The following is a 26,325-nucleotide window of genomic DNA, read 5'->3' on the forward strand; positions in this document are numbered from 1 at the left end:
AGCCATATACCGGACCCGGGAAATTAGGAGTTGTTTCTGCGGGATTTTTCTCCGCCTTTACGTCCAATTTCTTCATAGTGATCTTTACCATACTTGTCGCTTGTAGTTTCTCCGCCTTTTTGGCCAATATCTTCAAAATGGCTCTTGTTATAACGTTTGCTTGTAGTTTCTCCACCTTTTTGACCGATCTCTTCAAAGTGGCTCTTGTTATACTTGTTGCTTGTAGTTTCTCCGCCCTTTTGACCGATCTCTTCAAAGTGGTCACTGTTATACTTTTTGCTTGTAGCTTCTCCGCCTTTTTGACCGATTTCCTCAAAGTGGCTCTTGTTGTACTTACGGCTTACTTTTTCTCCGCCTTTTTGTCCTGCTTCTTCACGACTCATTTTACCGTTATTGTTGTTAGTTGCCATTGTTGATCATCCTCCTTAAAATAGTTGTGAAAAAATTTCTCTTCTAATTTAACTCGGAATGTTCATCTTTGAGAACCAGCCATGTAATTAAGAGTTTCTGCTGGAATTCTCGCCGCCTTTACGGCCGATTTCCTCAAAATGTTTCTTTGAGTACTTATCGCTGGTGGTTTCGCCACCTTTTTTACCAATTTCCTCGAAGTGGTCTTTACTATATTTATCACTAGTAGTTTCGCCGCCTTTTTTGCCAATCTCTTCGAAGTGGCTTTTATTATACTTGCGGCTTACTTTTTCGCCACCTTTTTGACCAGCTTCTTCGCGGCTCATTTTTCCATTGTTGTTTGCTGCCATCGTAAATTCCTCCTTTCGAAGTTATTATTAGGAATACCACGAGAGGAAGTAGTTAAACTTCTAAGTGCAAAAAATAGATATAAAGTTTGGTTTTGAAAAAAGTCGATAATTGTCCGTTTAAAAGAGTTGATTTGTGGAAATGGAGGTTGGTTATATCTCGAAAATTATAGTGAAGAAGGGGGGCTTCCTCAACAAAGGGGGGAGCTGACCGAAAAAAGACCAGCTTCCTCAAAAGAGAGAAAGCTGGTCTGGATTACTTGCTTTTATAGAATTCCGTTTTAACTTTTTCGAGAAGCTCATTGTCTGACAGGAGGTCAAACCCTGTCATTGCCATAGCTTTAGTCCCGGTAATCATTCCTTCAAAGCCTTCTTTGCTAAGAGCAGCTTCGCGGAATTCATGAGTATGGGCAGTAACAGGCTTCTCGCTAATTTTAATAAAAGGATGAATAGAAGGTGTATGCTGGCTCACATTCCCCATATCTAGAGAGCCGCCGCCTGTTTTTTCTCTGACAGCTCCTTTAGGGACCCCAAGCTCAAAGAGATTCTGGGTAAATAAATCAGATAGAACCTCATTAGTCACCATATCATCATATGAATATTCGTAATTAGAAATTTCAAGGGTGGCACCGGCAGCAAGAGCAGCTCCCTCGGCACAAGCTTTAACTTTAGACACTACATCATTCAGTTCTTTCCGCTTATTTGCCCGCACATAAAACTGGGCGACAGCATAATCAGGGACGACATTCGCTGCTTTTCCTCCTTCAGGTATGATGCTGTGGATTCTTACATCCGGGGTGACATGCTGTCTCAAAGCGTTAATAGAGTTGAATGTCTGAATAACTGCATCGAGAGCGTTAATTCCTTTTTCCGGAGAAGCCGCTGCATGGGCAGACTTCCCATGAAAGGCAAACTGAATAGCATCCATAGCTAACGAGCTTCCGCTTTTTACGTAAGTGTCGCTCGGGTGCGCCATAATTGCTGCGTCAAGGTGGCTGAAGAGGCCTTCTTCAGCCATAGTAACTTTCGCACCTTTTGTTTCCTCTGCCGGCGTTCCGTACACAAAGACTTTTCCTCCAGTCTGGTTCAGAACTTTACTGAGGGCGATTCCTGCCGCTATTCCCATCGTTCCGATTAAATTGTGGCCGCACGCATGGCCGACCTCAGGAAGAGCGTCGTATTCCGCCATGAAGCCGATGTGAGGGCCGGGCTGGCCGCTGTCGTAAACTGCTTCGAAGGCGGTAGGCTGATTAACAATTCCGGTCTTTACTTCAAAGCCATGTCTACCAAGTTCTTCCGTGAGTATTTTACAAGCTTTAAACTCTTCATTTCCAAGTTCCGGGTTATTGCCTATGTATTGACTGATTTCAAAAAACCTTGGCTTGTATTCTTCTATTAATTTTATGAGAGTGTCTTTCAAAGAGGTAACCTCCTGTCTGAAAAGTTATATAACTTCAGCATATAGGAACATTAGTAATTTTGAAAGAGTCTCCTTAATATGGCGGGGTCTAAGGAATCACTGTGACATCCTGAAGGGCTGCTATCAGTGATAAAAAAGGGAGGGGGAGTATAACTTTGCTGGTGCGACGTAAAAAAACTGCATAAAAAAATGCCGCGACTCAGCGCGGCATTCCTACGCTCTCTCTTAAGATAATTTTTCCTCCGGATCAATTCTGTCGAGAGGATATTCAGCAGGACCTTCGATTACCTCACCATCGTATGTGTATCTTGAACCGTGGCAGGGACAGTCCCATGTTCTTTCGCCGTTGTTCCACTCAACTTCACAGCCCATATGCTTGCATGTCGTGTCCACGACATGCAGCTTGCCCTCAAAGTCGCGGTAGGCTCCCGCCCTGCTCCCGTTAACCGTTATCGTACAGCCTTCATCGATTTCCACTTCCTCAGGCCTTTTATCAGTAGGCTCCAATTTTCCTTTTATCATATATTTGGCTACATTAATATTCTCTTTCAGGAACTTCTTAAGGCTTGGGTCCATATCAAAGCGGTCTGGAGAGAATATCTCCATCTCAGGGGAATCCACACCAAGAACGTAATCCCTTAAAATGAACGCGGAAACTGTACTGGAAGACATTCCCCATTTTCTGAAACCAGTAGCAACAAGTATATCTGTGTGGTTTGTAGAAATGGGACCGATATAAGGTACTTTATCCAATGTGTAAAGATCCTGAGCCGACCATCTGTATGGAATGTCTGTTATTTGAAATGCCTCTTCACCGAAGGTTTTCAGGTTCTCATAATGCTTCATCATTGGTTCGCCCTGGCCTGTTTTATGGCTGTCGCCGATAATAAGCAAGTAATTTTCTCCGTTAATTTTTACCGTTCTGATGGACCTGTCAGGCTGGTCGACACTCAGGTACATAGCATCAAGTTCTTCTGTATTTCCTTTTGCTGCGATAATATAGGACCGTTCGGGGCTTAGCCTGGAAAAATAATAGCCTTCACTTTCGTAAAAAGGGAAGTGAGAGCAGGATAGTACATAATTCCCTGTGATAGTTGCCCCCTCCGCAGTTTCTACCGTCAGCCTCTGTCCTGTTTCAGATTTAGTCATAATATCTACAGCGGTTGAGTTTTCATATATAACACCGCCATTTGCAATAAATTCATCAACAAGCTTAAGGACATACTTTAGTGGATGGAACTGAGCTTGTTTCTTCATAATCAGAGCTTTTTTTGCTTTAACATTAATAGAGATGGAGTCGGCTAACTCACCTGGTATGCCCAGCTTTTCATAGGCTTTAAATTCTTTTTCCAGTTTCGAAACGGACTTCTCTTTTGTCGCATAGAGTATCGCGTCTTTTTCCTCATAATCGCAGTCAAGTCCGTGCTCTTCAATAAAGTCCCTTATAAAACCGCACGCATGCATATTCGCCTCATAATAGGTTCTGGCAAAATCCACACCGAAGTGTTCAATCAGTTCATCGTAAATCAGATTATGCTGCGCAGTAACTTTTGCGGTTGTATGTCCTGTTGTTCCGTTAAAAATCCTGTCTCCATCGAGAATAGAAACTTTGTATCCTTCTTTACTCAATAAATAACCTGTTGTAATCCCGGTAATCCCGCCGCCTACTATTACTACATCTGTTTCCTTGTGGTCAGTCAGAGGGGGGAACTCCGGCCGCTCCACAGAGTCGAGCCAGTATGATTCCGGGTATCGTGGAAGCCCTTCATAGTTGTTTTCCTTATTAGTCATTATACTTTCCTCCTAAATAATGCTTTGCAGTATTAGCTGTTTCTATTTTTAGAAGAAACAGGAAATAGTATACCGTCAATTTTCCAGTATTATGCTGATATTTTGCGCAAATTTTCTGAAGAAGCAGGAAATTGCAGGTTTAATAGATAATAAGAAAAAGAAAAGGAATTTAAGCGTTTACAAAAACACTGTTTTTTCGTAACAGCAAAGGCTTTAGTCCTAATCAAAGGCAGCTGGAGTTAAACTAAGGAGGAGCAATAAACATGAGAGAGACAGTTATAGTGGAAGCAGTACGTACACCAATTGGTAAAAGAAAAGGTAAATTAAGCGGCATGAGACCGGACGACCTTTTGGCTTTAGCGCTGGAAGGACTCGTTAAAAAGGCTGGAGTCAGTGCAGAAGAAGTAGAGGATGTTATTGCAGGGTGTGTAAGCCAGGTGGGTGAACAGGCGCCGGATATCGCCAGGACAGCTGCGCTTATCGCCGGGTTCCCGGAAACAGTTCCAGGAGTGACGATTGACAGACAGTGCGGTTCCAGCCAGCAGGCTGTTCACTTTGCCTCACAGGCTGTTGCCAGCGGGGATATGGATGTGGTCATTGCCTGCGGTGTGGAAAGTATGACGAGGGTGCCGATGTTTTCTAATATGAAGGGAGCCACGTATAGTGAAAAGCTAACTGAAAAACACGAAATAATAAACCAGGGTGTCTCTGCTGAGCGTATCGCCGAAAAATGGGAACTTACGAGGGAAGAACTGGATACATTTGCTTTAAACAGCCACGAGAGGGCATTAAAAGCTCAGGAGAACGGTGTTTTTGATAAGGAGATCATACCTGTGGAAGTAACTCTCGAAGACGGCAGTACGGAGCTGATGAAAAAAGATGAAGGTCCGCGCCAAGGAACGTCTCTGGAGGCGCTTGGCGGGCTGAAGACGGTCTTTAAAGAGGATGGGGTAATTACTGCCGGTAACGCCTCGCAAATGAGCGATGGGGCTTCCGCTGTGTTAATAATGAGCAGGGAAAAAGCAGATGAACTGGGATTAAAACCAAGGTTCCGCATCGTGGCAAGAAGTGTCGTCGGTTCTGACCCTACTTTAATGTTAACAGGACCTGTTCCAGCGTCAGAGAAAGTGCTGAAAAAAGCAGGCCTTACAATTGATGATATGGATTTATATGAGGTGAATGAAGCTTTTGCTCCTGTACCTTTAGTCTGGCTGAAGGACATGAAAGCAGACCCGGAAAAGCTGAATATATACGGAGGAGCGATTGCTCTTGGGCATCCTCTTGGAGGAAGCGGAACAAGAGTGATGACAACGCTTATGAATGCTTTGGAACAAACCGGAGGCCGGTACGGACTGCAGGCAATCTGTGAAGGCTTTGGCATGGCTAATGCTACGATAATCGAGAGGATAAGTGAAGATTAAAAGCAGGAGGGCTGTGCAATATAATAGGGGAGTTGCCTGCACCCAACTGTCACTATGACACTTGTCATAGTGACAGTTTGTTTAGGTGAAAAAGTTTTCCCTTTACCAACTTCGTCCCATATCTTAAACTACAAAAAAACCGCATGTTCAGGGAGGAAATAATCCCCTTACATGCGGTATTTATAATGGCTAGAAATTAGCTTTTCATTTTTGGATCAAGAGCGTCCCGGAGACCGTCGCCAATCATATTAAAACCGAGAACTACAAGCATAATTGATAACCCAGGGAAGAGTACTGTCCATGGAGCACTCTGGATAAATTGTCTGGAATCGGAAAGCATTTTTCCCCATTCCGGTGTAGGTGCCTGGGCCCCAAGGCCAAGGAAACCGAGTGCTGCCGCTTCAAGAATTGCAGTACCGAAGCTTAAAGTCGCCTGAACAATTATAGGTGCTACACTGTTCGGAAGTACGTGGTGGACAAGTATCCTTCCGTTTTTCATACCCTGTGCCTTTGCAGCCATAATATATTCTTCCTGCCTGATGGAAATAACCTTCGATCGCACAAGCCTTCCGAATATAGGTATGTTTACAATGGCTATCGCAATAAGGGCGTTTTGCAGGGATGGGCCAAGGATAGCCACGATAGCGATCGCAAGAAGAATGCTGGGGAAAGCTAGCATAATATCAAAAATTCTTGAAATAATCATATCAACCCAGCGTCCGTAATAGCCTGCTATTATCCCGAGAATGGATCCGAAAATCAGAGCACCACTTACGGCGAAGAATCCAACCATAAGGGAAATTCTCGCTCCGTATACGATACGGGTAAATATATCCCGCCCCAGATCATCGGTACCGAGCCAGTGGGCTGCAGAAGGCCCCTGAAGGCGGTCGGCAGCAGAGATACTGTGATAAGTGTAGTTTGTTAATAACGGTGCAAAAATAGCAATTAAAATGAAGAAGGTAATAATGATAATACCTACGATTGCGAGTTTATTTTTCCTTAACTGCCAGTATGCCTCTTTCCAGGGGGAGATAGCTTCTCCATCTGCCTGATTCGGCTTCTGATTATCAGGGCCGGGCATATGCGGCTGTTTTTTTGGTTCTGTAGCTGTTTCCATAATCTGTTCCCCCCTTATCTAGTATTTAATTCGAGGATCGATGTAGCTGTATAAAAGGTCTACAATTAAGTTAATAAAAACGAACATAGTTGCGATAACTAAAATCCCCGATTGAATAACAGGATAATCACGGTTTCCGATTGCTTCGTAAATATATCTTCCTATACCAGGCCAGCTGAAGATGGTCTCTGTAAGAATAGCCCCCCCAAGCAATGTGCCTGTTTGCAGACCTACAACTGTAAGTACAGGAATAACCGCATTTTTGAAACCGTGGCGGTAGATTACAGAAAGAGTAGAAGATCCTTTTGCTTCAATAGTCCGGATATAATCAGAACGAAGCACCTCAAGCATGCTGGAGCGGGTCATCCTCGCTATAATAGCCATAGGGATGGTCCCCAGTGCTATCCCCGGAAGGACAAGATGCTTAAATGAAGTCCACCACTGATCCAGCTGTCCGTGAATGAGAGCATCCAATAAGTTGAAATGGGTTATAGATTCAATCGGATTCCGTGGATTTTCACGGCCGAACGCAGGAAGCCAGCCAAGCTCCTGGGCAAAAACCCATTGCTGCATAAGGCCAAGCCAGAAGATCGGCATAGAAACCCCGATAAGCGCAATAACCATAGCTGTATAATCAAACCATGAATTTTGCTTCCAGGCACTGATAATACCTGCGTTCACACCGACAATGACAGCAAAAACCATCGCGAAAATTGTGAGCTCAAAGGTAGCAGCAAGATACGGCCATATATCACCGGAAATGGCCGTATTTGTACGGATAGAAGTACCCAGGTCGCCTTGCAGGAGACCGAGCATATATTGGCCATACTGGATTAAGAAAGGCTCATTAAGGCCTAATTGCTCTTCAAGATTCGCTACGGCTGTTGCGGTTGCCTGATCGCCAAGAATAACTCGCGCAGGGTTTCCGGGAATCAGGTGGATGATTGAAAACGTTATAAGTGACATACCGATAAGAACCGGGATAAGCATTAGCAGTCTTCTAATTGTATAAGCTAACATGGAGTTCACCTCTAGCTTCCATTCGACATATGTAAAATGACAGCATTTTAATAGAAAAAGAGGGCAGGAGAGTGCAATGCGGTTAGTTCCAGCGCAAAATTGCTTCTCAAACTCTGCCCTCTATGCATATTAAGGCATGTTCAGCCTTTATATATTTTTGTTACTCCGGTTTCCCGGATGGTTAATTATTCAGAAAGTTCTACTTCAGTTAATGGCTCACTTGTTGACAGGTGAGGCACATAGTTTTGTACGCGGTCACTACCTGCAAGGACAGGGATAGAGTGAACAAGCGTGATCATAGGGGAGTCCTCATGTATTAATTCAAGAGCCTCCTGGTAGTACTGCTCACGGTCTGATTCCTCCACTGCATGTCTTGCCTGAGTAAGCAGGTCGTCTACTTCACTGTTAGAGTAGAAAGTCTGGTTACTCGTAGGTATGGAAGGAGTTGAAAGCAAGTTGCCAAGGAAGTAATCCGAGTCACCATTTGTACCGGACCAGCCAAGCATAAATACATCCTGTGCACCAGTTTCGATCTCATCAAGATAAGTAGCCCATTCCATCGTTACAATATTTGCAGTTAATCCCACAGCAGCGAAGTTTTCCTGAAGCACTTCAGCAGCACGGGAAGGGTCTGGCATATACGGTCGTGCTACCGGCATTGTCCAGAGGTCAAATTCAAATCCATCCTCAAAACCTGCCTCGGCAAGGAGCTCCTGGGCGCGCTCAGGGTTGTAATCATAAGGCTCAATGTCGTCATTATAGCCAAGGTAAGCAGGAGGGAGCGGGTTTTTCGCCGGCTCTGCCAGACCTGCATACAGAAGGCCGATTAAAGTTTCTTTATCTACTGCATGGTGCATTGCCTGACGTACTAGCGGATCATCAAATGGTTCCTGATCTGTGTTGAATCCAAGGTAACCAATGTTATTAGTTTCTCTTTCAAAGACCTGAAGTCCCGGCTCATTAGCAATAGCCTCGTAATCGTCAGGGTTTAAGCCATCCATAATGTCAATTTCACCTGAACGAAGGGCAGTAAGCCTTGCAGAGTTATCAGGAATTACCTGGAAGATAACTCTGTCTAACTTTGGATAGCCTTCATTCCAGTAATCTTCAAACTTATCAAGGATGATTCTGTCATCTCTGTCCCAGCTTACAAACTGGAACGGGCCTGTACCTACTGGGTTTTCCTGAATATCAGCTCCGTATTCTTCCAGAGCGGCAGGAGAAGTAATTGCAAAATAACTCATACCCATATTCTGGATGAATGCGCCAAATGGCTCTTTAAGAACAAACTCAATAGTATAGTCGTCGAGTACGTTGATTTCGTCAATTACGTGGTCTTCATCACCCTGGAAGCCACCGAACTGGTTGCCGTAAACAGCATAGTTGTATCCTTCATCAATAAAGGCAAATTCGTGGTCCGGATCTGACCAGCGGTTAAAGTTAGTCAGTACGGCATCTGCATTAAAGTCAGTGCCATCATGGAACTTTACGCCTTCACGAAGATAGAAAGTATAAGTAAGGCCGTCGTCACTGATATCCCAGTCGTGTGCAAGACCTGGTTCAACTTCAAAAGAATCCTGGTTGAATTTTAATAGTGACTCATAGATCTGTAATGTAACACGGGAAGTTTCTCCATCTGTTACACTTGCAAAGTCGAGGCTGGTTGAATCCCCGCCACGGGCAAAAATTAACGTCTGATCTTCTGCCGCTGCAGGTGCTTCATTACCGTCGTTGTTATTCCCTTCATCATTGCCATCGTTACCATCATTCACAGCAGCATCATTGTTGCCGTCATTTTCAGCGGCATTATTGTTATTATCCGCCTCTCCGCCCGTTTCATTATTGTCTCCGCATGCTGCTAGAAACAGGACAAGCGTTAAAGACATAATGATGAGCCACAGACTCTTCTTCCTCATTTTGTTTCCCCCTTTGGTTTTATAAAAAATTGGCCATACTATAAAACTTGTAATCTGTCACCGTGTCTCATCATCGTTGTACAGGTGGCAGGCTACAAAATGGTTATCCTTCACTTCGCGGAACTCCGGACGAACTTCTTTACAGATTGCCATACACTCCGGGCACCTCGTATGGAAGGCACAGCCAGACGGCGGGTTAGAAGGACTTGGTACGTCTCCTTCAAGTATTATTCTCTCATGTTTTACATCCGGGTCAGGGTTTGGGACAGATGAAAGGAGGGACCTGGTGTATGGATGCAGCGGATCCGCATATAAATCTTCATTATCCGCAAGTTCCACCATTCGCCCCAGATACATGACACCAACTCTGTCACTGATATGCTTTACGACACTAAGATCATGAGCGATGAACACATAGGTCAGCCCGAACTCTTCCTGAAGATCTTCCATTAAATTCAGGATTTGAGACTGTATAGACACATCCAGCGCGGAGACAGGCTCATCACAGACAATCAGCTTCGGATTAACAATCAGAGCCCTGGCAATACCGATTCTCTGCCGCTGACCTCCGCTGAACTGGTGCGGATAACGGGAAGCATGATCCCCGGGGAGTCCTACGATTTCAAGAATTTCTTTTACTTTTTTCTTTCTTTCTTCCTTTGTGCCAATTCCATGAATAAGAAGGGGCTCACTAAGTATCTTTTCTACTTTGTGCCGGGGATTTAAAGAAGCATAAGGATCCTGGAATATTATCTGCATATCCCGGCGTCTTTTCCTCATTCCCTCTTCATCAAGAGTGGTTATATCTTCTCCATCGAAAATTACCTGGCCTTCCGTAGGGTCAATAAGCCTGAGCAGTGTTTTGCCAGTAGTTGATTTTCCACAGCCAGATTCACCTACGATACCAAGCACTTCTCCTTCGTATACATCAAAGGAGACATCATCGACAGCCTTCACTTCACCAACTTTTCGTGAAAGAATTCCACCGTTTATGTCAAAATATTTTTTGAGTCCTTTTACTTGAAGCAGTGGTTTAGACATTTACGATCTTCCCTTCCTTTTCGTAGAGGAAGCAGCGGCAGCCGTGTCCTTCACCCAGGTTTAAGAGTTCCGGGTTTTCCTGTGTACAGCGGTCAAAGACTTCCGGGCAGCGCGCGGCAAAACGGCAGCCCTGTTTTATCGATCCAGGCTTTGGAACATTGCCTGGTATAGAATACAGCCTGCTGTCCCGGTTGCTCATTTTAGGCAGAGAACGAATCAGGCCTTGAGTATACGGGTGTTTTGGAGATTTAAGAATAGTCCTTACATCTCCTTCTTCCACGATTTTTCCCGCATACATAACGACTACCCGGTCGCATATTTCAGCTACGACACCAAGATCGTGGGTAATCATCATGATTGCTGTCCCTTTTTTCCGGTTAAGGTCTTTCATCAGCTCCAGAATCTGAGCTTGTATTGTCACGTCCAGAGCAGTAGTAGGTTCATCGGCAATGAGAACTTCAGGGTCGCATGACATAGCGATTGCAATCATAACCCGCTGCCTCATACCTCCTGACAGCTGGTGGGGATATTCATCAACGATTTCCTCAGCCCGCGGTATTCCAACGAGTTTCAGCATCTCTACCGCTTTCGCTCTTGCCTGTTTTTTCGTTACTTTTCTGTGGTTTCTTACAGCTTCTATAATCTGATGGCCTATTGTAAATAAAGGATCAAGTGAGGTCATAGGCTCCTGGAAAATCATTGCAATCTGATCCCCCCTGATAGCCCTTAATCTTTTTCTGCTTACTTTTACAAGATCCTCTGCCTTATCCCGGCCTTCCTGTCTCCTGAAAAGAATCTCTCCGCCGACAATCTTTCCAGGCGGATTGGGGACAAGGCCCATTACAGATAAAGAAGTAACACTTTTTCCACAGCCGGACTCTCCAACAATCCCGAGAACTTCTCCAGCGTTAATGGAAAAGCTAACGTCATCAACTGCAGGGATTTCTCCGCGGTCAGTAAAAAAGTGTGTCTGCAAATTGTTAATCTCCAGTACTGGCTTAGTCATGTGACCCTCCCGCTTCACTAGTTGGTGAAAACAAAATTAAATTTAGGTAATAATATGTATTGAATTTTTTTAAAATAGTAAATATTTAATATTTTCCTGTTATACAGAAAAATACTATACTTCCGTCAATAAAGCAATAGAATTTTTAAAATTTTGAGTCAATTCGAGAGTGGATAAGTTGAAAGACAATACTTTTTTGTCAGTTTTAAATTTTTGTTCCGGAGTGGAATCAGAGAGGAAGATTTCTGGAAAGGGGGCTTTTTATGAATAAAAATTAACAGAAGAGTATAATTAAATACTTTTTAAAAATAAATTTATAAATAAGATAAAATTTTCTTTTTATCCTTCTATTGCGACAACAATTAAGGGTATATTTTACAGTAATATACAGGTGAACAATCTTCCTGTGCTAAAGATAGAAAAATTCAACTCATATGTTAAAATTATAGAGAAGTTTGCAATTGTCAAAATTTGAATGGACATTTAGCTTGAAGCTGTAATTTAGGAAGGGGTAAAAAGCATGAAAAAAGAGGAAGTTAGTACAAACCAGGCGCCAGGGGCAATCGGGCCTTACTCACAGGCGGTAATTTCCGGAGATTTTGTATACTGTTCAGGACAGATTGGCTTAAACCCGGAGAGTGGTGAAATGGCTGAAGGGCTTGAAGCCCAGGCAGAACAGGTTTTTGCGAATGTGAGGGCAGTACTGCAGGCTGCGGGTTGCACAATGGATGATGTAATTAAAACTACTGTGTTTATGAAAGATATGAATGATTTTGCAAAAGTGAATGAACTCTATGGAAAACAATTCCAGGAGCCATACCCTGCCAGAAGTGCAGTAGAGGCTGCGCGTCTTCCAAAAGATGCTCTCGTAGAAGTTGAAGTAATTGCAAGAAAACAATAATGAATAATAAAACAGCGCCGGAATCCATTTTGGCGCTGTTTTTATATTCAGCTAATGCTTAGGAGCATTTCTCGTAAGGCAGTCGCACGATATGGAGGAGTGTATGCACGATATGATGGGGCGATTGCACAGCTTTGCCCCTGGTTCGCTCATTTCGCAAGTTCATTTCCACGATTTCCTCACTTATCTGCACATATTATAAAAATTATCACCTGCCTCTACACTACTGGTCAATATTAATTAAACTTCTATGCTGAATTGATTCTAAGCAGTTTAATGGAAATTACCTTCTCGTTAGTTCCCAGATTTCCTGTAAAACAGGCATATCTTCCTTCTCTTTATCGCTAACCTCTTCCCAGATGATTCCGGTTGGTTTTTTATAAGGCGAGCTTGTTTCAATCAGCTCTGCTTCTGTAGCAATCCAGTCGAGAGTTAAATCATAATCATCTTTTGGTATGTCGTCCTCCACAAGCTGTACCGAATGAACAGTCCCGATAACAGGAATATCACGGTTGCCAAGTTCACGAATAATGGCGTATTCTCTGTCAGCATACCCTTCACCTTTGCCGATTCGCCGCCCGTCCCGGTGAAGGGCTACCGAGCCGGCAAAAAATAAGTCGATTTCCGGCAGTTCTGACAGAGAGATAACACGGCCATATTTGTGAATATGTTTCAGGCTGGCAGCTTTTTTCTCTTCTCCTGGAGGGACGTCGGCAGGATCTACTCGTATGAACCCATCTTTTAATCTTGGTGTTGGTACGAGAAGGGTTTTTTCATCCTTTAGGACCTGAGCCCGTATTGGAAGCTGAGGGGAATCAGGGTTTACCTTAACCACTTTTGCCTGTTTAAATTCTACCATCTGAAAAATAAGTTCAGCTGCTTTTTCAGCTCCTTTAAAATTCGGAATTCTCCCTTTTAAAGGAAAAGGGAACCTTCCAACTTTTTCATCAGTCATTGTTGACCATACTCTTTCTCTGATTTCTTGTTTATTCATTGTTTGAACCACCTTTTAACAATACTTTTGTAGCATGCCGGGCTCCTTGGTTTAATTATAGTGAAAAACAGCCATATGTGGTTAATAAAGGGTTCCCTTATTGGGTGCTGTCTTAATTAATAGAGAGACAAGAACCAATTTGTTATCTTTATAAACCGGTCGATCCCGCATCCAGGGTTAAGAGGGTTTACATTTATCGGCTGGGTGTTCAGGTTTAGCAGCCGATTTAATAATTAGACGGAACTATTCCGCTTAATTCGTAAATATTATAAAAAAACGCTTAAATAGACGGAGAAATTCCGCTTATGAACTCGAAAAACGCTAAAACAGGAGATTTTGCTTTGCTTAACCGGAAAACCTCTCCTTATATCACCCCGAAACGAGCCCTAATCTGCATATAACAGGAAATTCTCCGTTTATTTTATTTTAGCGCTTTACTTTTTCCTATATCCATAACGATGTAAATAAGAATGTCAGTTCCCGCACGCATTTTAAAATAAACACCTTAAAATGGAACCCTTTAAGTGGTTAGCTGGGCGATTTAGTTTTATTAAGGAATTAATTACCTGAATTTGGGTGTATCACACTTGCTGGTCGTTTCCTCTCTTCATAGGTATAACTAACAGGTCCTGTGAAAGGGGAGAAGTAAATGTCATACTTAGAAAAAATATTTTTATTTCAAAAGCAATTGATAAATAAGTTTTTATCTGAGCAGCAGGAGGATGGCTCCTGGAGATTCCCTTGTGAAAATGGACCACATACAGATGTTTACACAATAATTATATTAAGAGTTTTGAACATGCCTGAAGAAAAGCTGATAATAAGGCTTGCAAAGAGGCTTTTATCATTACAGGAACGAGACGGGACATGGAAACTTCACAGTGACGAAGAAGACGGAAATTTATCGGCAACGGTTGAGGCGTATACGGGACTGCTTTTTTCAGGGGTTGTCTCAAAGAATGATGAAAGGATGAAAAGAGCTGAAGAATTCATAAAAAGGAAAGGGGGCTTGAAAAAGACCCATAATTCAACAAAGTTCATGCTGGCCTTAAATCAGCTGTATCCGTGGCCTGTAATATTTCCTATTCCACTTACATTATTAATTCTGCCTCGTCATTTTCCGATTAATTTTAATCAGCTTACAAGCTATGTGAAAATACACTTCGCTGCAATTTTAATAGCTGCATATAAACGCGTCACCGTTAAAACTGAATGGACTCCTGATTTATCTCATTTAATATTGGAGGAATCCGTTTTAAAACGGCTTAAAAACCAGGTGCGAGGTAAAATCCCATTACTTAAAAGACTGAAAGACTTTATTTTTTTAAAAAAATTTAAGGCGGAAGCATTAAAGAAAGCAGAGTCGTATATCCTTGAACGGATCGAAGAGGATGGAACGGCAGGGAGCTATACAAGTGCGACCTCGATCTCCATATTCAGCTTAATAGCTTTGGGGTACGGCACAGATTCTCCTCTTATCAAAAATGCCGCCGCAGGTATTATAAACAATTCTGTTGAAATTGCAGACAACCTCCATATTCAGAATGCTCCATCTGGAATCTGGGATACATCGCTCATTGCTTGCGCTTTAAATAAATCAGAGTGCAGGTGCCCGGAAGTAAAAAAGGCGGTCAGGAATGCATCCAGCTATTTAGTAAAGCGGCAGCAGAACACAGGGGCATGGGGATTTTCAGAAAGCAACTCCTGGCATCCCGATGTTGATGATACACAGGCTGCGCTTCGGACAGTACAAGTGGAAGCAGCAGTGGATCCTGAGCAGAGAAACGCCTTTAATAAGGGCTTTAACTGGCTTTTACGAATGCAGAACAAAGACGGCGGCTGGGGTTCATTTGAAAATAATAGGGGAAATTCTTTAGTTAAGCATCTTCCAATTGAAAATATTAAGGATACAGCGGTAGATCCTTCAAGCGCAGATTTAACAGGAAGAGTACTGGAATTTTTAGGAGACGTTATGAATATGAACCAAGGGCACCCGGTCATTGATTCAGCGGTTAAATGGCTGGCTGAAAACCAGGAAAGGGATGGCTCCTGGTACGGCAGATGGGGGACTTGTTATATATATGGAACATGGGCGGCCGTAACCGGGCTGAGAGCTGCAGGCCTTCCTGCTGATTTTCCTCCGCTGCTGAAGGCGGAAAGATGGCTTATTTCTATTCAAAAAGAAGATGGGGGATGGGGAGAATCCTGTTACAGCGATCAGAAGAAATATTTTCAGCCGCTTCCGTTCAGTACACCTGCCCAAACTGCCTGGGCACTTGACGCCCTCATTGCAATAAATGGGAAAACAACGGAGTCCATAGACAAAGGGATGAGGTTTCTTGCAGAAGAAAAGGGTATAACGGGATATCCAACAGGCGGGGGGCTGCCGGGAAGCTTCTATTTAAATTACCATAGTTATGATCTCGTCTGGCCGCTTATAGCTGTAAACCATTATATAAAAAAATACAAGACAGAAAATAACTCAAATTAAGTCACGGGGCATCTGGAGAGGTGCCGTTACATAATAGGTGCTTGTTCATAAACTGAAAAATAAGGAGGTGATTGGAATGGGACGTGTTGATCCACATTTAATGAAAATGTTTAAGTGTAAGATTGCCAATCCTGCGGTAGCGTGCAGGGTTTACAAGGTGCTTCGTTCATGCACTTACCATGATTTGAGACATCCTGCGGGGGCTTACAGTGTGGTTGACAGGCTGGCTCATTGCTGCGGGGTAGCAATAACGCCTGCACAAAGGGAGTATGGAGCAAGATGGTTAATGAATTGCGGGGTTGATCCGCAAAGCCCATGGCACCGCAGAGCAATGTGGGGGCTTTTAAACAGTTATTAATCTTTTAGTGATCATTTAATACAAAAAGAGGCTGTTCACCAGGGGAAGTGAACAGCCTCTTTGCTATTATTGAGCGCTGAAAAATTTGTACGAATGCTGGAAGACAACGGGGGCAATGCCAGCAGGACAAGAGCTTCTTGAAGCGAAAGTCCACAACAAAGTTTAACAGAGCCATAAATTAAAAAATCATATGAGCAATCAAAGTGATTACCGGCAGAGTGATTAATGTACGTAAAACAAAGATTACAATCAGCTCCCAGAATCGCAGTGGGATTTTAGATCCTAAGATCACACCACCGACTTCAGAAAGATAAATTAACTGTGTAACAGAAACACAGGCAATAATGAATCGGGTCATTTCGCTCTCGATGCCGCCTGCGAATATAGCAGGGAGGAACATGTCGGCAAAACCGACTACGAGAGTTTCAGAAGCCGCAGCTGCTTCAGGAACTCGCATTAGTTCGAGAAGAGGTACATACGGCGCGCCAAGCCAGGAGAATACAGGTGTAAACTCGGCGATGATAACAGCAATAGTACCGATCGCCATAACTACAGGAGCAACCCCTAATATCATATCGAGAACGTTTTTTGCACCGTCCCTGAAGAACGTTTTCACATCATGATTTTTATCTGCCCGCTCTTTCGCTTTTTTCAGACCCCAGCTTACAGGCGAGTGGCCCGATGGAATTGATTCATCAAGCTCCGTTGTTCCCCCGTCAGCATATTCCGTTTTCTTTAAGGAAAGAGGAGGAATTCTCGGCATAATCAAAGCAGCTATAAATCCGGCGAAAATTACAGTTGCATAGAACGGAACGAACATATGAGCCAGATCCACTTCCGCTATGATGACTAATGAAAAAGTAATTGAAACAACTGAGAATGTGGAAGCAATAACCGCAGCTTCCCGTTTTGAATAAAAACCTTCTTCATACTGCTTGTTAGTAAGAATAACCCCGATTGTTCCGTCTCCAAGCCATGAAGTTAAAGAGTCAATGGAAGAACGGCCAGGAAGTGTGAATAATGGGCGCATTACTTTAATTAACAAGGAGCCGACAAATTCAAGCAGCCCGAAGTTCAATAGTAATGGCAGGAATAACCCGGCAAAAATAAAGATTGTAAACAGCAGAGGCAGAAGATCCCTCAGCAGCAATCCTCCTGTATAATCATCCCAAACCCATTCAGGGCCGATTTGAAAGAGGACCATTACAGCAAGTATGGATGCAACAACTCTTACAACTGTCCAGAAAATATTAATATCAAATAAGTTCTTAGAAAATTCGCTTCTTGTCATAAAATCCGGCTTTGCAAATTTCTGAACAAAAACACCAAGTGTACTTATTATAATAACTATCGTCATTATCTCAGGCAGTACACCTGCTAATACGCCTTGCAGCCAGTCTGCGAGCACTGCTACAGGTATTGTGACGCCATCCTCCACAGGGACGGGAGTCATAAATAAAGCTACCCCGATTAGTGAAGGTATTATAAACTTCCATATCGCAGAGGAAGAAACTTCTTGCTCCTTAGGATTTGAACTCAACGTGATCACCTCAAAGATTTATAATAATTCAATATTATTGATTTTAATTCATAATATAAGATCTAGCAATAGTAAATTTAAATTATTATGCAACATTTATGATTGAAAATACAGGAAATAGAACGGTGATGCGCTCCCTTCAATATTATTAGGTTATAATTTATGTATGTAATATATACAACCTCCCTACTAAAACATTCTTCCCAAAAAAGAAGCCTGTTGAGTGAACAGGCTTCCATATATGAGAAACAAAGCACTTATTCTTGTACTTACCCGCTTATCCTGTTGGTAAATCAGATTTACCTTGTTTCTCTCTTGCTTTTTCTTCACGTGCAACCTTTAAGAAACGATTCGTTTCAGCCACTACTACACCAGACAGCCCGAGAAGGCCGATTAAGTTAGGAATAGCCATAAGTCCGTTCATTACATCCGCCACGCCCCATACAAGGTCGAGACTGGCTACTGCTCCGACAAAGATTGCCAGGACGAAAGCGATTCGGTAGAATTTAATGCTTTCCTCTTTAAACAGATAGCCGAAACATTTCTCCCCATAGTAGGACCATCCGAGTATGGTTGAGAATGCGAAAAGCACAAGACCGATGGATACAATGATAGCTCCGGCACCACCAAGGAAGAATTCAAAAGAAGCCGATGTTAAGTCCGCACCTCTGAGATCTCCTCCTGTATACATGCCTGCCATAACGATGGCGATACCAGTGATGGAACAAACTACGATAGTGTCAATGAAAACCTGTGTCATTGAAACTAAAGCCTGGCGGCCAGGGTAGTCAGTTTTTGCAGCCGCAGCAGCGATTGGCGCGGAACCGAGACCAGCTTCGTTAGAGAATACACCACGGGCAACCCCCCAGCGGATTACAGCCCCAATCGCACCACCGGCTACAGCCTCTCCGGTAAACGCATCAGTAAAAATTAAGCTGACAGCAGCTGGTACTGCATCAAAATTCATTATGATGATTATGAGACCTGCAATAACATAAAACAATGCCATAATTGGAACTAAGTAAGCAGTAACTTTACCTATGCTTTTAATTCCTCCGAGAATAACAAGAGCAGCTAATACTGCTAGGATAATTCCAGTAAGAAATGCAGGAACGCTGAACGTTTCCCCTAAAGCGGAAGATACAGAATTTGACTGTACCATGTTACCGATACCGAATGCTGCAAATGCACCAAAGAATGCAAAAATTACAGCCAGCCATTTCATTTTCAGCCCTTTTTCAATGTAATACATAGGACCGCCGGAAAACTCACCGTTTTTATTTTGCACCCGGTACTTAACAGCTAAGATAGCCTCTGCATATTTTGTAGCCATTCCGAATAATGCACTGATCCACATCCAGAATACTGCACCAGGCCCCCCGAGTACTACTGCGGTAGCTACACCGGCAATATTACCAGTACCAATCGTTGCCGCCAGGGCGGTAGACAATGCCTGGAAATGTGTAATATCCCCTTTTGATTTTTTGTCCTGCTTCGCTGGGCTGAATGCGAGTTTCATTGCGTAAGGAAGTGTCTTAAATTGTAAAAATCCAAGACGGAACGTCAGGAAAATACCAGTACCAACAATCAGTACAAGTAAAGGAACTCCCCAGACAAAATCGCTTATCTGCCCAATTATGTTTTCTAATGCCTCCACTTTTTCTACCTCCTTCTTATTTAAAAGATAGTTCTATTATATTTAATTTTCTAAATAATTAGTATAAATTTTTACTATTTTAAAAATATATTTTTATGTTAGTCCCTGAAAATATGTCAGGAACAGTGTTTGCAGCGAAGTGTTTTAATAAAATGAAACAAGGCCTGGGTGCAGGCCTTGTTAAGGAGTTTTCGGCAATAATACTGGTGATTATTCAGGCTCTGTGAAAGGCTGATGTTGATTTTGATTATATTGTTAATTTACGCGAAAGATGCGAGCGAGACGGTCTCTTCCACAGCTTCTGCGATTACTAGTCGCAAAAAGAGTCTTGCTGGCTTAGCTTCGCAGATTAACCGTCGAGACAAATCGATGATTTTTCGGTGAAGCATTTGCCCTTGCCTGGCGGGAGTAGCATTAGCCACGAGCATAACATCTTGAATACACTGCGAGTTGTCTCACGGATCCAGCCTCAAAGGGATACTGGAAGAGGAAGAGGAAGAGACAGTAATTCCGCATCCCGAGGAAGCTGAGGCAATGCCCGCAGGACAAGAGCTTCTTGAAGCGAAAATCCACAACAAAGTTTAACAGAGCTTTTATTTTAAAAGGTTTCTTCTCTGTTTGCGAAACGTTTTACAGGTCCTACAAACTCATTTAATGGGAAAGAGTTATTAATAGCATTAGTTATAAATCTCTTTGCGTCTTTTACTGCGTCTCTTACATCTTTACCGTTTGCAAGCCCGGCGCAAATAGCAGATGCGTACGTACATCCGGCACCATGAGTGTATTCAGTTTCTGCTTTTTCAGCTTCAAAGACTTCAAAATTTTCTCCGTCATAAAGTAAATCAATAGCTGTATTGCCGATATCACCGCCGCCTTTGATTAAAACATACTTAGGCCCCAGTTCTTTAATTCTTTTTGCAGCTGTTTCCATCTCGTCCATTGACTGAATAGAAGATAAACCGCTGAGCTGTGAAGCTTCGAATAAGTTAGGTGTTACGATTGTTGCCAATGGCACCAGTGTTTCCCTGTAGCTCACTGTGTGCTCTGGATATAATGGTTCATCCGCACCTTTACATACCATTACAGGATCTACAACCACAGTTTTCAGGTCATATTCTTTAATTTTTTCAGCAGCAAGTTCGATCATCTCACTTGAGCCAAGCATTCCGGTCTTTACTGCGTCAACACCTATTCCGCTCAGCACTGTTTTAAGCTGAGTTTCCACTGTTTCCAGAGGCTGAGGGAAAACATTATGGTGCCAGCCGTTATCCGGATCCATAGTTACAATAGTCGTAAGGGCTGTCATCCCGTATACTCCCAGTTCATGAAAAGTGGTTAAATCGGCTTGAATTCCAGCTCCGCCGCTTGTATCCGAGCCTGCAATCGTAAGTGCTTTTTTCATAGTCATATAAACTGCCTCCTTGATTTTCTGATGAAATGGTTTAAAATGCCGGTATTGCCACTTCAAATCTATTTGATATTATAAACGATTTGCCTGTTAAATTAAAAAAAAAGGCTGTTTTAGCGGGAAAACCCTGTTAAAACAGCCTGGGCTTATTTACTTTAAGGAGGTCAGTTCTTGGGATGGCTCTAATTCTGAGATTAAAACGCCCATTCTCCTTTGCGGAATACCGGCTCTGAGCTGCCATCTTCTTTGACCCCGTCGATATCCATCTCGCCGGAACCGATCATAAAGTCCACATGAGTAATACTTGTATTCAGACCATGCTGCTCCAGTTCGTCTTTGGACATATTCGCGCCGTCCTTCACACAAGTGGAGTAGGCGCTGCCAAGGGCGATATGATTGGACGCATTTTCGTCGTAAAGGGTGTTATAAAATAAGATTCCTGACTGGGAAATCGGTGAACTGTGGGGAACAAGGGCTACTTCCCCAAGGAACCGTGCTCCTTCATCAGTGTTAAGGAGGTGCTCAAGTGTTTCCTCCCCGGTTTCAGCAGAAAAATCCACTACTTTACCGTTTTCAAAAGTAAGCGTAAATCCGTCGATTGTATTGCCGCCGTAGTTTAATGGTTTGGTATTGGATACTTTTCCATTTACGCCATCTTTCTTTGGTGCAGTGAATACTTCCTCAGTAGGCATGTTTGCCACGAAGTGGACACCATCCTGGTTAGGGCCGCCGCCACCTACCCACACATGGCCATCCGGAAGTTCAATTTTCAGGTCAGTTCCAGGGCCTTTAAAATGGAGCTCTTTATAATTTTTTCCGTTAAGTGTTTTAGCTTTGTTCTGAAGGTTCTGATCGTGCTCTTTCCATGCCGCAACCGGATCTGCTGTGTTAACACGAACTGCTTCGAACATTGCTTCCCATAGTTTTTCCTCTTGTTCCTCTTCAGTGGCATCAGGGAAAACTTTCGCTGCCCAGGATGGGGAAGGGGTGGAAACCACTAACCAGCTCACCTTATCTGATTGTATGTAACTGCGGAATTTATCCATTGCCTGGCCTGCAGCTTTATTAGCGGCAGCGATCCGCTTTCCTTCCACTCCCTTGAGTAAATCAGGGTCAGTAGACTTGATCGTCATAAAGGCGGCGCCGTTTTCCGCCATTTCTTCAAAACCTTTCGCTTTCCACTCAGGATACTCAGTAAAAGCTTCAAATGGGGCCTTGTCGTATTTAAGGCGTGTAAGCTCATCGTCATTCCATTCCACATGAACGTTTTTAGCGCCTGCTTCATAGGCTTTGTCAGCTACTCTGCGTACAAAATCAGCAGAGGTAACTGGGGCATTTATTACAAGAGTTTGCCCTTCCTGGATATTAACACCGATTTTAACTGCCAGTTCGGCATACTTTTCGATTTTTTCCTGTAAATTACTCATCATTATCACCCTTTTCTGTTTCATTATCGCATTTATTGTACCAGCTTCCTGAACATTTAGGAAACTTCACGGAACGTTATTAACGTGGCTTATTCTGCTGGTTCCCCGCTTTACTTGTTCTGCCCTTCCATTATCCAGATATACGCTTTAAAAAATTTATGTAACGGTGAGTGCGGCTGCAATGCACAAAAATAGCAATCTGGCAGTCTTATTTTGCCTTCTTTGAAGTGGCCAGTAAATTAAAGAAGAATATTCCCTGGTTGAGAGGGTAAAGGAGTACTATACGAAACAGCTTGTCCGCAATATAGAAAACTTTGTAAATTTGAAACATTTATTGCTTTTAATACGTCTTTTTAAATACAATAAATAAATAGCACTTCCAGTTAAATGGAATTCGGGTACTGACTGTTATAAAATTACCAAATGAAACCAGGAGAGTTATAGAATAGAGTTTTTTAAAAAATACGAAAGGACGGCGGGACCATGAACGCTTTTATTAAAAACCACAAATTTATGCTGCTTGCCTTGTTGCTCATGTGGTTAAAAACCATTGTGGTTTCCGGCTTAACTTTTAATATCAATTACAGCGGGTTTATGCAGACGGCTATTTTTATATTCAATCCGTTTGTCTTCCTTGCTGTCGTTTTTTCCATAGGCTTGCTTTTCACGACTAAGGTTCAGAAAAGGTACTATATTATCGTAAGTGCGATCTTAACCGGCGTCCTGTACGCTAATTCAGTGTATTTCCGTGAATTCAGTGATATTATAACGCTGCCAATGCTCGTGATGAGCGCGAATATGGGTGATTTGAGCACAAGCATTATTCAGCTGATTTACTGGTATGATATATTCTTCTTCGCCGACCTGGTCGTTCTGGGTGCGCTGGTATGGAAAACTCCGGAAAGCTTAACTCTGGCCAGGGTTTATTTTCCTCATTCAAAAAAGGTGTTTGGAATGAGTGCTGTTGTGGTATTAATGATTATCAGTGTTTTTCAGCCGGGTAACACCAGCTCGGAAACACGGACACATTCATTTAACAGAGACCATCTTGTACAAAGCATGGGGCTCTACAACTTTTATCTTTATGATGCCTACGTCCATACTCAGACGAGCACACAGACAGTTTTTGCTGACAGAGAAGACTGGGCAGATATTGAAGCTCATCTGGAGGAGCATCAGTTGCCGGGGAATCCGGAATACTTCGGTGCTGCAGAAGATATGAATGTGATTGTAGTTTCCCTTGAATCAGTCGAAAGTTTTGTTATTGGAGAAACGATCGACGGAGAAGAAATTACTCCATTCTTAAACGAGCTTATTGAAGACAGCTTGTACTTTGAAAATTTTTATTACCAGACAGGACAGGGAAAGACATCAGACGCAGAATTTATGATAAATAACTCCCTCTATCCCCTTGGAAGAGGAGCGGTTTTCCATACAAATGCTGATAATGAATACGACGCTCTGCCTGAGATACTGGCTGACAATGGCTATTACACAGCTTCGTTTCACGCAAATGATGAAACATTCTATAACCGGAATATCATGTATGAAAATCTCGGCTATGAGCGTTATTTCTCTCTCGATGATTATGAGGTTGATGAAGAGAACTCCGTTGGCTGGGGCATGAAAGATATTGATTTTGTAGAACAGACAATGGAACATATTGAGACTGTTCCAAAGCCTTTTTATGCAACGTTGCTTACTTTAACTAATCATTTTCCTTATGAGCTGGACAAAGAGGACCATTTTATAAGTGAATACGATTCTGAGAGTGAGATATTAAATCGTTATTTCCCTACAGTCCGATATACCGACGAAGCTATGAAACTTCTTGTGGAGCAGCTAAAAGAGGATGGTCTCTACGAGAATACAATGATTGTTATGTATGGAGATCATTATGGGATCGCGGAAAGCCACTATGACGCCCTGGGTGAGTTTCTTGAAAAGGATATGACTCTTAAGGATGTAGTGGAATTAAACAGGGTTCCCCTGATCATTCATATCCCGGGTATGGAAGGAAAGACGTATGAGACAGTCTCCGGCCAGATTGATGTTAAGCCGACTTTATTGAATCTTCTTGGCATTCCTGTGGAAGATCAGCTGATGTTCGGAAGGGATCTGCTGGCTGAGGACAGAGACAACTTTGCTGTGCTGAGGAACGGAACAGTGGTAACGGATGAATATATATATGTAAGTGATAACTGCCTGGATGCAGAGAGCGGTACTTCTGTTCCGTTAGAGAAATGTATACCACTAATGCACCGGGGGGAACGTGATCTCTATTATTCCGATAAAATAATTTACGGTGATTTATTCAGGTTTCGGTAAGCGTGAATTCAGTGTTGTTTCTTGACGAAATTTGCAATCTCAATGTTATGGCTGTTGGTCGGTATTCAGATCAGCAGTCTTTTATTACTTAATAAAATAATAAAGAACTTTTAAAAAAAGCTTTCATAATTTCATGTTCTTTGTTATACTATTTAATTAAATAATAAGAACATGTCAGTAGATTCAGATTAGCCTGAATGTTCCAAATAATTCAGGTGAGCTAAATTAAATTACAGGAGGTGAAAAAATATGCTTCAGCGAACAAGACCTTATCATGAAAAATACCTCAGATATGTTTTAAGCTGGTTAATATTCGGTTTCTTCGGCCTGATCTTTTTATGGCAGTGGGGATGGATCTACGGGCTTTTGAGCCTGGCAGCAGCTTTTATTCTTTCTTTCGGGCTTGACCTTGTTTTTCGTTTCGTTGTCAGAAGAAAGGTTAAAGCGATGGTTGGCGAGGAACCAAAAGTAATCGTTGATGCCATCAGGATGCGGAAAGAAAGGAAAGGATTTCTTGTCGTAACGGACAGATTTGTTCTGTTTGTCCCATTGTTCAGGAAAATTAAAACAGTGATGGAAGCAGACCAGATTGTGAGAACCCAGACAGACCGGCTGCTGGTGGAAATTACGGCAAAGTTTCCGAACCGTTACAGAACTTTTTCATATACAGTGCTGTCCAAAAAGAAACTGATGCCAGTGTTAAAAGAGCTTACTGGTGAGTCTCTCCCATATAAATATGAGAAGCTTGAAAAATTGGCGCAATACAGTAAACAATAGCAGAAAGTATACTTTTTATTACGAAAATACTGTAGCTGCAGAAGTCAGCAAAGATTTACGGAAGAGTAACGCAGTACGGGGGAAAGGGAAGATAAAAAATGAGATTGTGTTATTCTCAACAGGCAATAAGCTAAAAGGCGGGAACCTGAAAAAACAGGAGCCCGCCTTTTTAGCTTTAAGTTAGTGAAAGGGCACTCGCTGGCCCTGGAAAAATTGAATTATTTTTCAGGTTTATCACTGTTAACCGGGAAGGTCCAGAAACGCTCCTTAAGCATGTATCCCTCCACTGTTTCATCTGCCTCCAGAAAACGCTCCTTCATAACCTCGATTACGCCGGAAGTTTGCGAAGCATGGGCTTCGATTACCTTAAATTTTCTCTCTGCAATATGTTTCACATCATTGATGACATCAGGTGGTCCGAGAATGTCTTCACATCCTTCTGAAAATGCAATCGCATGCACCACAGGCCTTGCTTCCACAGGCAGCCTCTGAACAGCCTGAATAACAGCAGCACCAGTGGCATTGTGGTCAGGATGGACAGCATATCCAGGGTAGAAAGTGATAATTAACGAAGGATCGGTTTCCTGGATGACTTCGAACAGCTGGCTGACCAGCGCATCCTGGTCGGCAAATTCCACCGTCTTATCCCGCATGCCAAATCTTCGCAAATCTTCAATCCCTAAATGCCTGCATGCCTCCTCCAGTTCTTTTTTACGTATTTCAGGAAGCGTCTCCCTGTTTGCAATAATAGGTTTTCCCATATTGCGCCCCATTTCACCTAAGGTAAGACAGACATAGGTGACAGGAGTCCCGGCATCTGTGTGGGAGATTATTGTTCCGGCAACTCCGAATGCTTCATCATCCGGATGGGGAAATACAACTAGTACGTGACGTTCCATAAAATCACTTCCTTTTAAATTCAGTGAGAAAGTTTTTAGTACTGCTCCTGACGAT

At 42.7% G+C, this 26,325-nt stretch carries 22 protein-coding genes; 7 read left to right on the top strand and 15 right to left on the bottom strand.

The genetic code is table 11. The features are described from left to right. Positions 1-23: 23 nt before the first annotated feature. From BK582_RS26420 to BK582_RS05915, 4 genes are all read right to left on the bottom strand, one after another. A complete protein-coding gene (locus BK582_RS26420; RefSeq protein WP_134163618.1) occupies positions 24-410 on the bottom strand; it encodes a glucose starvation-inducible protein B in 387 nt (128 codons plus the stop codon). A gap of 87 nt (positions 411-497) precedes the next feature. Next, positions 498-758 (bottom strand): general stress protein, encoded by a 261-nt coding sequence (locus tag BK582_RS26425; RefSeq protein WP_134163619.1) that lies wholly within the window; start codon positions 756-758, stop codon positions 498-500. Positions 759-1,011: 253 nt separating this feature from the next. Further along, entirely contained in the window at positions 1,012-2,175 is a 1,164-nt protein-coding gene (locus BK582_RS05910; protein ID WP_078593419.1) for a M20 family metallopeptidase, read from the bottom strand. A gap of 225 nt (positions 2,176-2,400) precedes the next feature. Next, positions 2,401-3,966, bottom strand: coding sequence for an FAD-dependent oxidoreductase (locus tag BK582_RS05915; protein WP_078593420.1), 1,566 nt, complete (start codon positions 3,964-3,966; stop codon positions 2,401-2,403). Positions 3,967-4,229: 263 nt separating this feature from the next. Between BK582_RS05915 and BK582_RS05920 the strand changes: the two genes are divergently transcribed. Then, on the top strand, positions 4,230-5,387 hold the full coding sequence (locus tag BK582_RS05920; protein ID WP_078593421.1) for a thiolase family protein: 1,158 nt from the start codon (positions 4,230-4,232) through the stop codon (positions 5,385-5,387). 196 nt (positions 5,388-5,583) lie between these two features. Here the strand turns inward: BK582_RS05920 and BK582_RS05925 are convergent, their stop codons facing one another. From BK582_RS05925 to BK582_RS05945, 5 genes are all read right to left on the bottom strand, one after another. Continuing rightward, complete coding sequence (locus BK582_RS05925; protein WP_139368314.1) at positions 5,584-6,471, bottom strand: ABC transporter permease; 888 nt, start codon at positions 6,469-6,471, stop codon at positions 5,584-5,586. Between the two features lie 54 nt (positions 6,472-6,525). Next, on the bottom strand, positions 6,526-7,527 hold the full coding sequence (locus BK582_RS05930; protein ID WP_078593423.1) for an ABC transporter permease: 1,002 nt from the start codon (positions 7,525-7,527) through the stop codon (positions 6,526-6,528). 185 nt (positions 7,528-7,712) lie between these two features. Then, the gene (locus BK582_RS05935; RefSeq protein ID WP_088036717.1) at positions 7,713-9,443 is read right to left on the bottom strand and encodes an ABC transporter substrate-binding protein; all 1,731 of its coding nucleotides are present in this window, start codon (positions 9,441-9,443) and stop codon (positions 7,713-7,715) included. Between the two features lie 57 nt (positions 9,444-9,500). Further along, complete coding sequence (locus BK582_RS05940; RefSeq protein WP_078593424.1) at positions 9,501-10,484, bottom strand: ABC transporter ATP-binding protein; 984 nt, start codon at positions 10,482-10,484, stop codon at positions 9,501-9,503. Continuing rightward, on the bottom strand, positions 10,477-11,490 hold the full coding sequence (locus tag BK582_RS05945) for an ABC transporter ATP-binding protein (protein ID WP_078593425.1): 1,014 nt from the start codon (positions 11,488-11,490) through the stop codon (positions 10,477-10,479). The genes BK582_RS05940 and BK582_RS05945 overlap by 8 nt, the downstream gene beginning before the upstream one ends. A 520-nt stretch (positions 11,491-12,010) precedes the next feature. Between BK582_RS05945 and BK582_RS05950 the strand changes: the two genes are divergently transcribed. Continuing rightward, entirely contained in the window at positions 12,011-12,391 is a 381-nt protein-coding gene (locus tag BK582_RS05950; RefSeq protein ID WP_078593426.1) for a RidA family protein, read from the top strand. A gap of 283 nt (positions 12,392-12,674) precedes the next feature. Here BK582_RS05950 and BK582_RS05955 read toward each other — a convergent pair whose 3' ends face one another. Beyond that, entirely contained in the window at positions 12,675-13,385 is a 711-nt protein-coding gene (locus BK582_RS05955; RefSeq protein WP_078593427.1) for a 5-formyltetrahydrofolate cyclo-ligase, read from the bottom strand. 649 nt (positions 13,386-14,034) lie between these two features. On the opposite strand from BK582_RS05955, the gene BK582_RS05960 reads away from it, so the two are divergent. Both BK582_RS05960 and BK582_RS05965 read left to right on the top strand, forming a co-directional pair. After that, the gene (locus BK582_RS05960) at positions 14,035-15,876 is read left to right on the top strand and encodes a terpene cyclase/mutase family protein (protein ID WP_078593428.1); all 1,842 of its coding nucleotides are present in this window, start codon (positions 14,035-14,037) and stop codon (positions 15,874-15,876) included. A 76-nt stretch (positions 15,877-15,952) separates the two neighbouring features. Then, on the top strand, positions 15,953-16,234 hold the full coding sequence (locus BK582_RS05965; protein WP_078593429.1) for a hypothetical protein: 282 nt from the start codon (positions 15,953-15,955) through the stop codon (positions 16,232-16,234). Positions 16,235-16,412: 178 nt separating this feature from the next. Here the strand turns inward: BK582_RS05965 and BK582_RS05970 are convergent, their stop codons facing one another. Then, entirely contained in the window at positions 16,413-17,774 is a 1,362-nt protein-coding gene (locus BK582_RS05970; protein ID WP_078593430.1) for a YjiH family protein, read from the bottom strand. 277 nt (positions 17,775-18,051) lie between these two features. Continuing rightward, positions 18,052-19,431 carry an alanine/glycine:cation symporter family protein gene (locus BK582_RS05975; protein WP_078593431.1) on the bottom strand — a complete coding sequence of 460 codons (1,380 nt, stop codon included), beginning with the start codon at positions 19,429-19,431 and terminating at the stop codon, positions 18,052-18,054. A 450-nt stretch (positions 19,432-19,881) separates the two neighbouring features. Here BK582_RS05975 and BK582_RS28020 point away from each other — a divergent pair, with 450 nt between their 5' ends. Then, positions 19,882-20,016 (top strand): hypothetical protein, encoded by a 135-nt coding sequence (locus tag BK582_RS28020; protein ID WP_276328195.1) that lies wholly within the window; start codon positions 19,882-19,884, stop codon positions 20,014-20,016. A gap of 13 nt (positions 20,017-20,029) precedes the next feature. Here the strand turns inward: BK582_RS28020 and pdxK are convergent, their stop codons facing one another. Beyond that, the gene (gene pdxK, locus BK582_RS05980; protein ID WP_078593432.1) at positions 20,030-20,839 is read right to left on the bottom strand and encodes a pyridoxine/pyridoxal/pyridoxamine kinase; all 810 of its coding nucleotides are present in this window, start codon (positions 20,837-20,839) and stop codon (positions 20,030-20,032) included. 194 nt (positions 20,840-21,033) lie between these two features. Continuing rightward, the gene (locus BK582_RS05985) at positions 21,034-22,266 is read right to left on the bottom strand and encodes an aminopeptidase (protein ID WP_078593433.1); all 1,233 of its coding nucleotides are present in this window, start codon (positions 22,264-22,266) and stop codon (positions 21,034-21,036) included. 483 nt (positions 22,267-22,749) lie between these two features. Here BK582_RS05985 and BK582_RS05990 point away from each other — a divergent pair, with 483 nt between their 5' ends. Further along, entirely contained in the window at positions 22,750-24,594 is a 1,845-nt protein-coding gene (locus BK582_RS05990; RefSeq protein ID WP_078593434.1) for an LTA synthase family protein, read from the top strand. Positions 24,595-24,843: 249 nt separating this feature from the next. Then, entirely contained in the window at positions 24,844-25,371 is a 528-nt protein-coding gene (locus BK582_RS05995; protein ID WP_078593435.1) for a hypothetical protein, read from the top strand. A 218-nt stretch (positions 25,372-25,589) separates the two neighbouring features. Here BK582_RS05995 and bshB2 read toward each other — a convergent pair whose 3' ends face one another. Next, positions 25,590-26,270, bottom strand: a complete 681-nt coding sequence (bshB2, locus tag BK582_RS06005) for a bacillithiol biosynthesis deacetylase BshB2 (RefSeq protein ID WP_078593437.1) — start codon at positions 26,268-26,270, stop codon at positions 25,590-25,592. Positions 26,271-26,325: the final 55 nt, after the last annotated feature.

Origin of the sequence: Evansella clarkii (assembly GCF_002019695.1) — a bacterium.
Taxonomy (GTDB): Bacteria; Bacillota; Bacilli; order Bacillales; family Salisediminibacteriaceae; genus Evansella; species Evansella clarkii.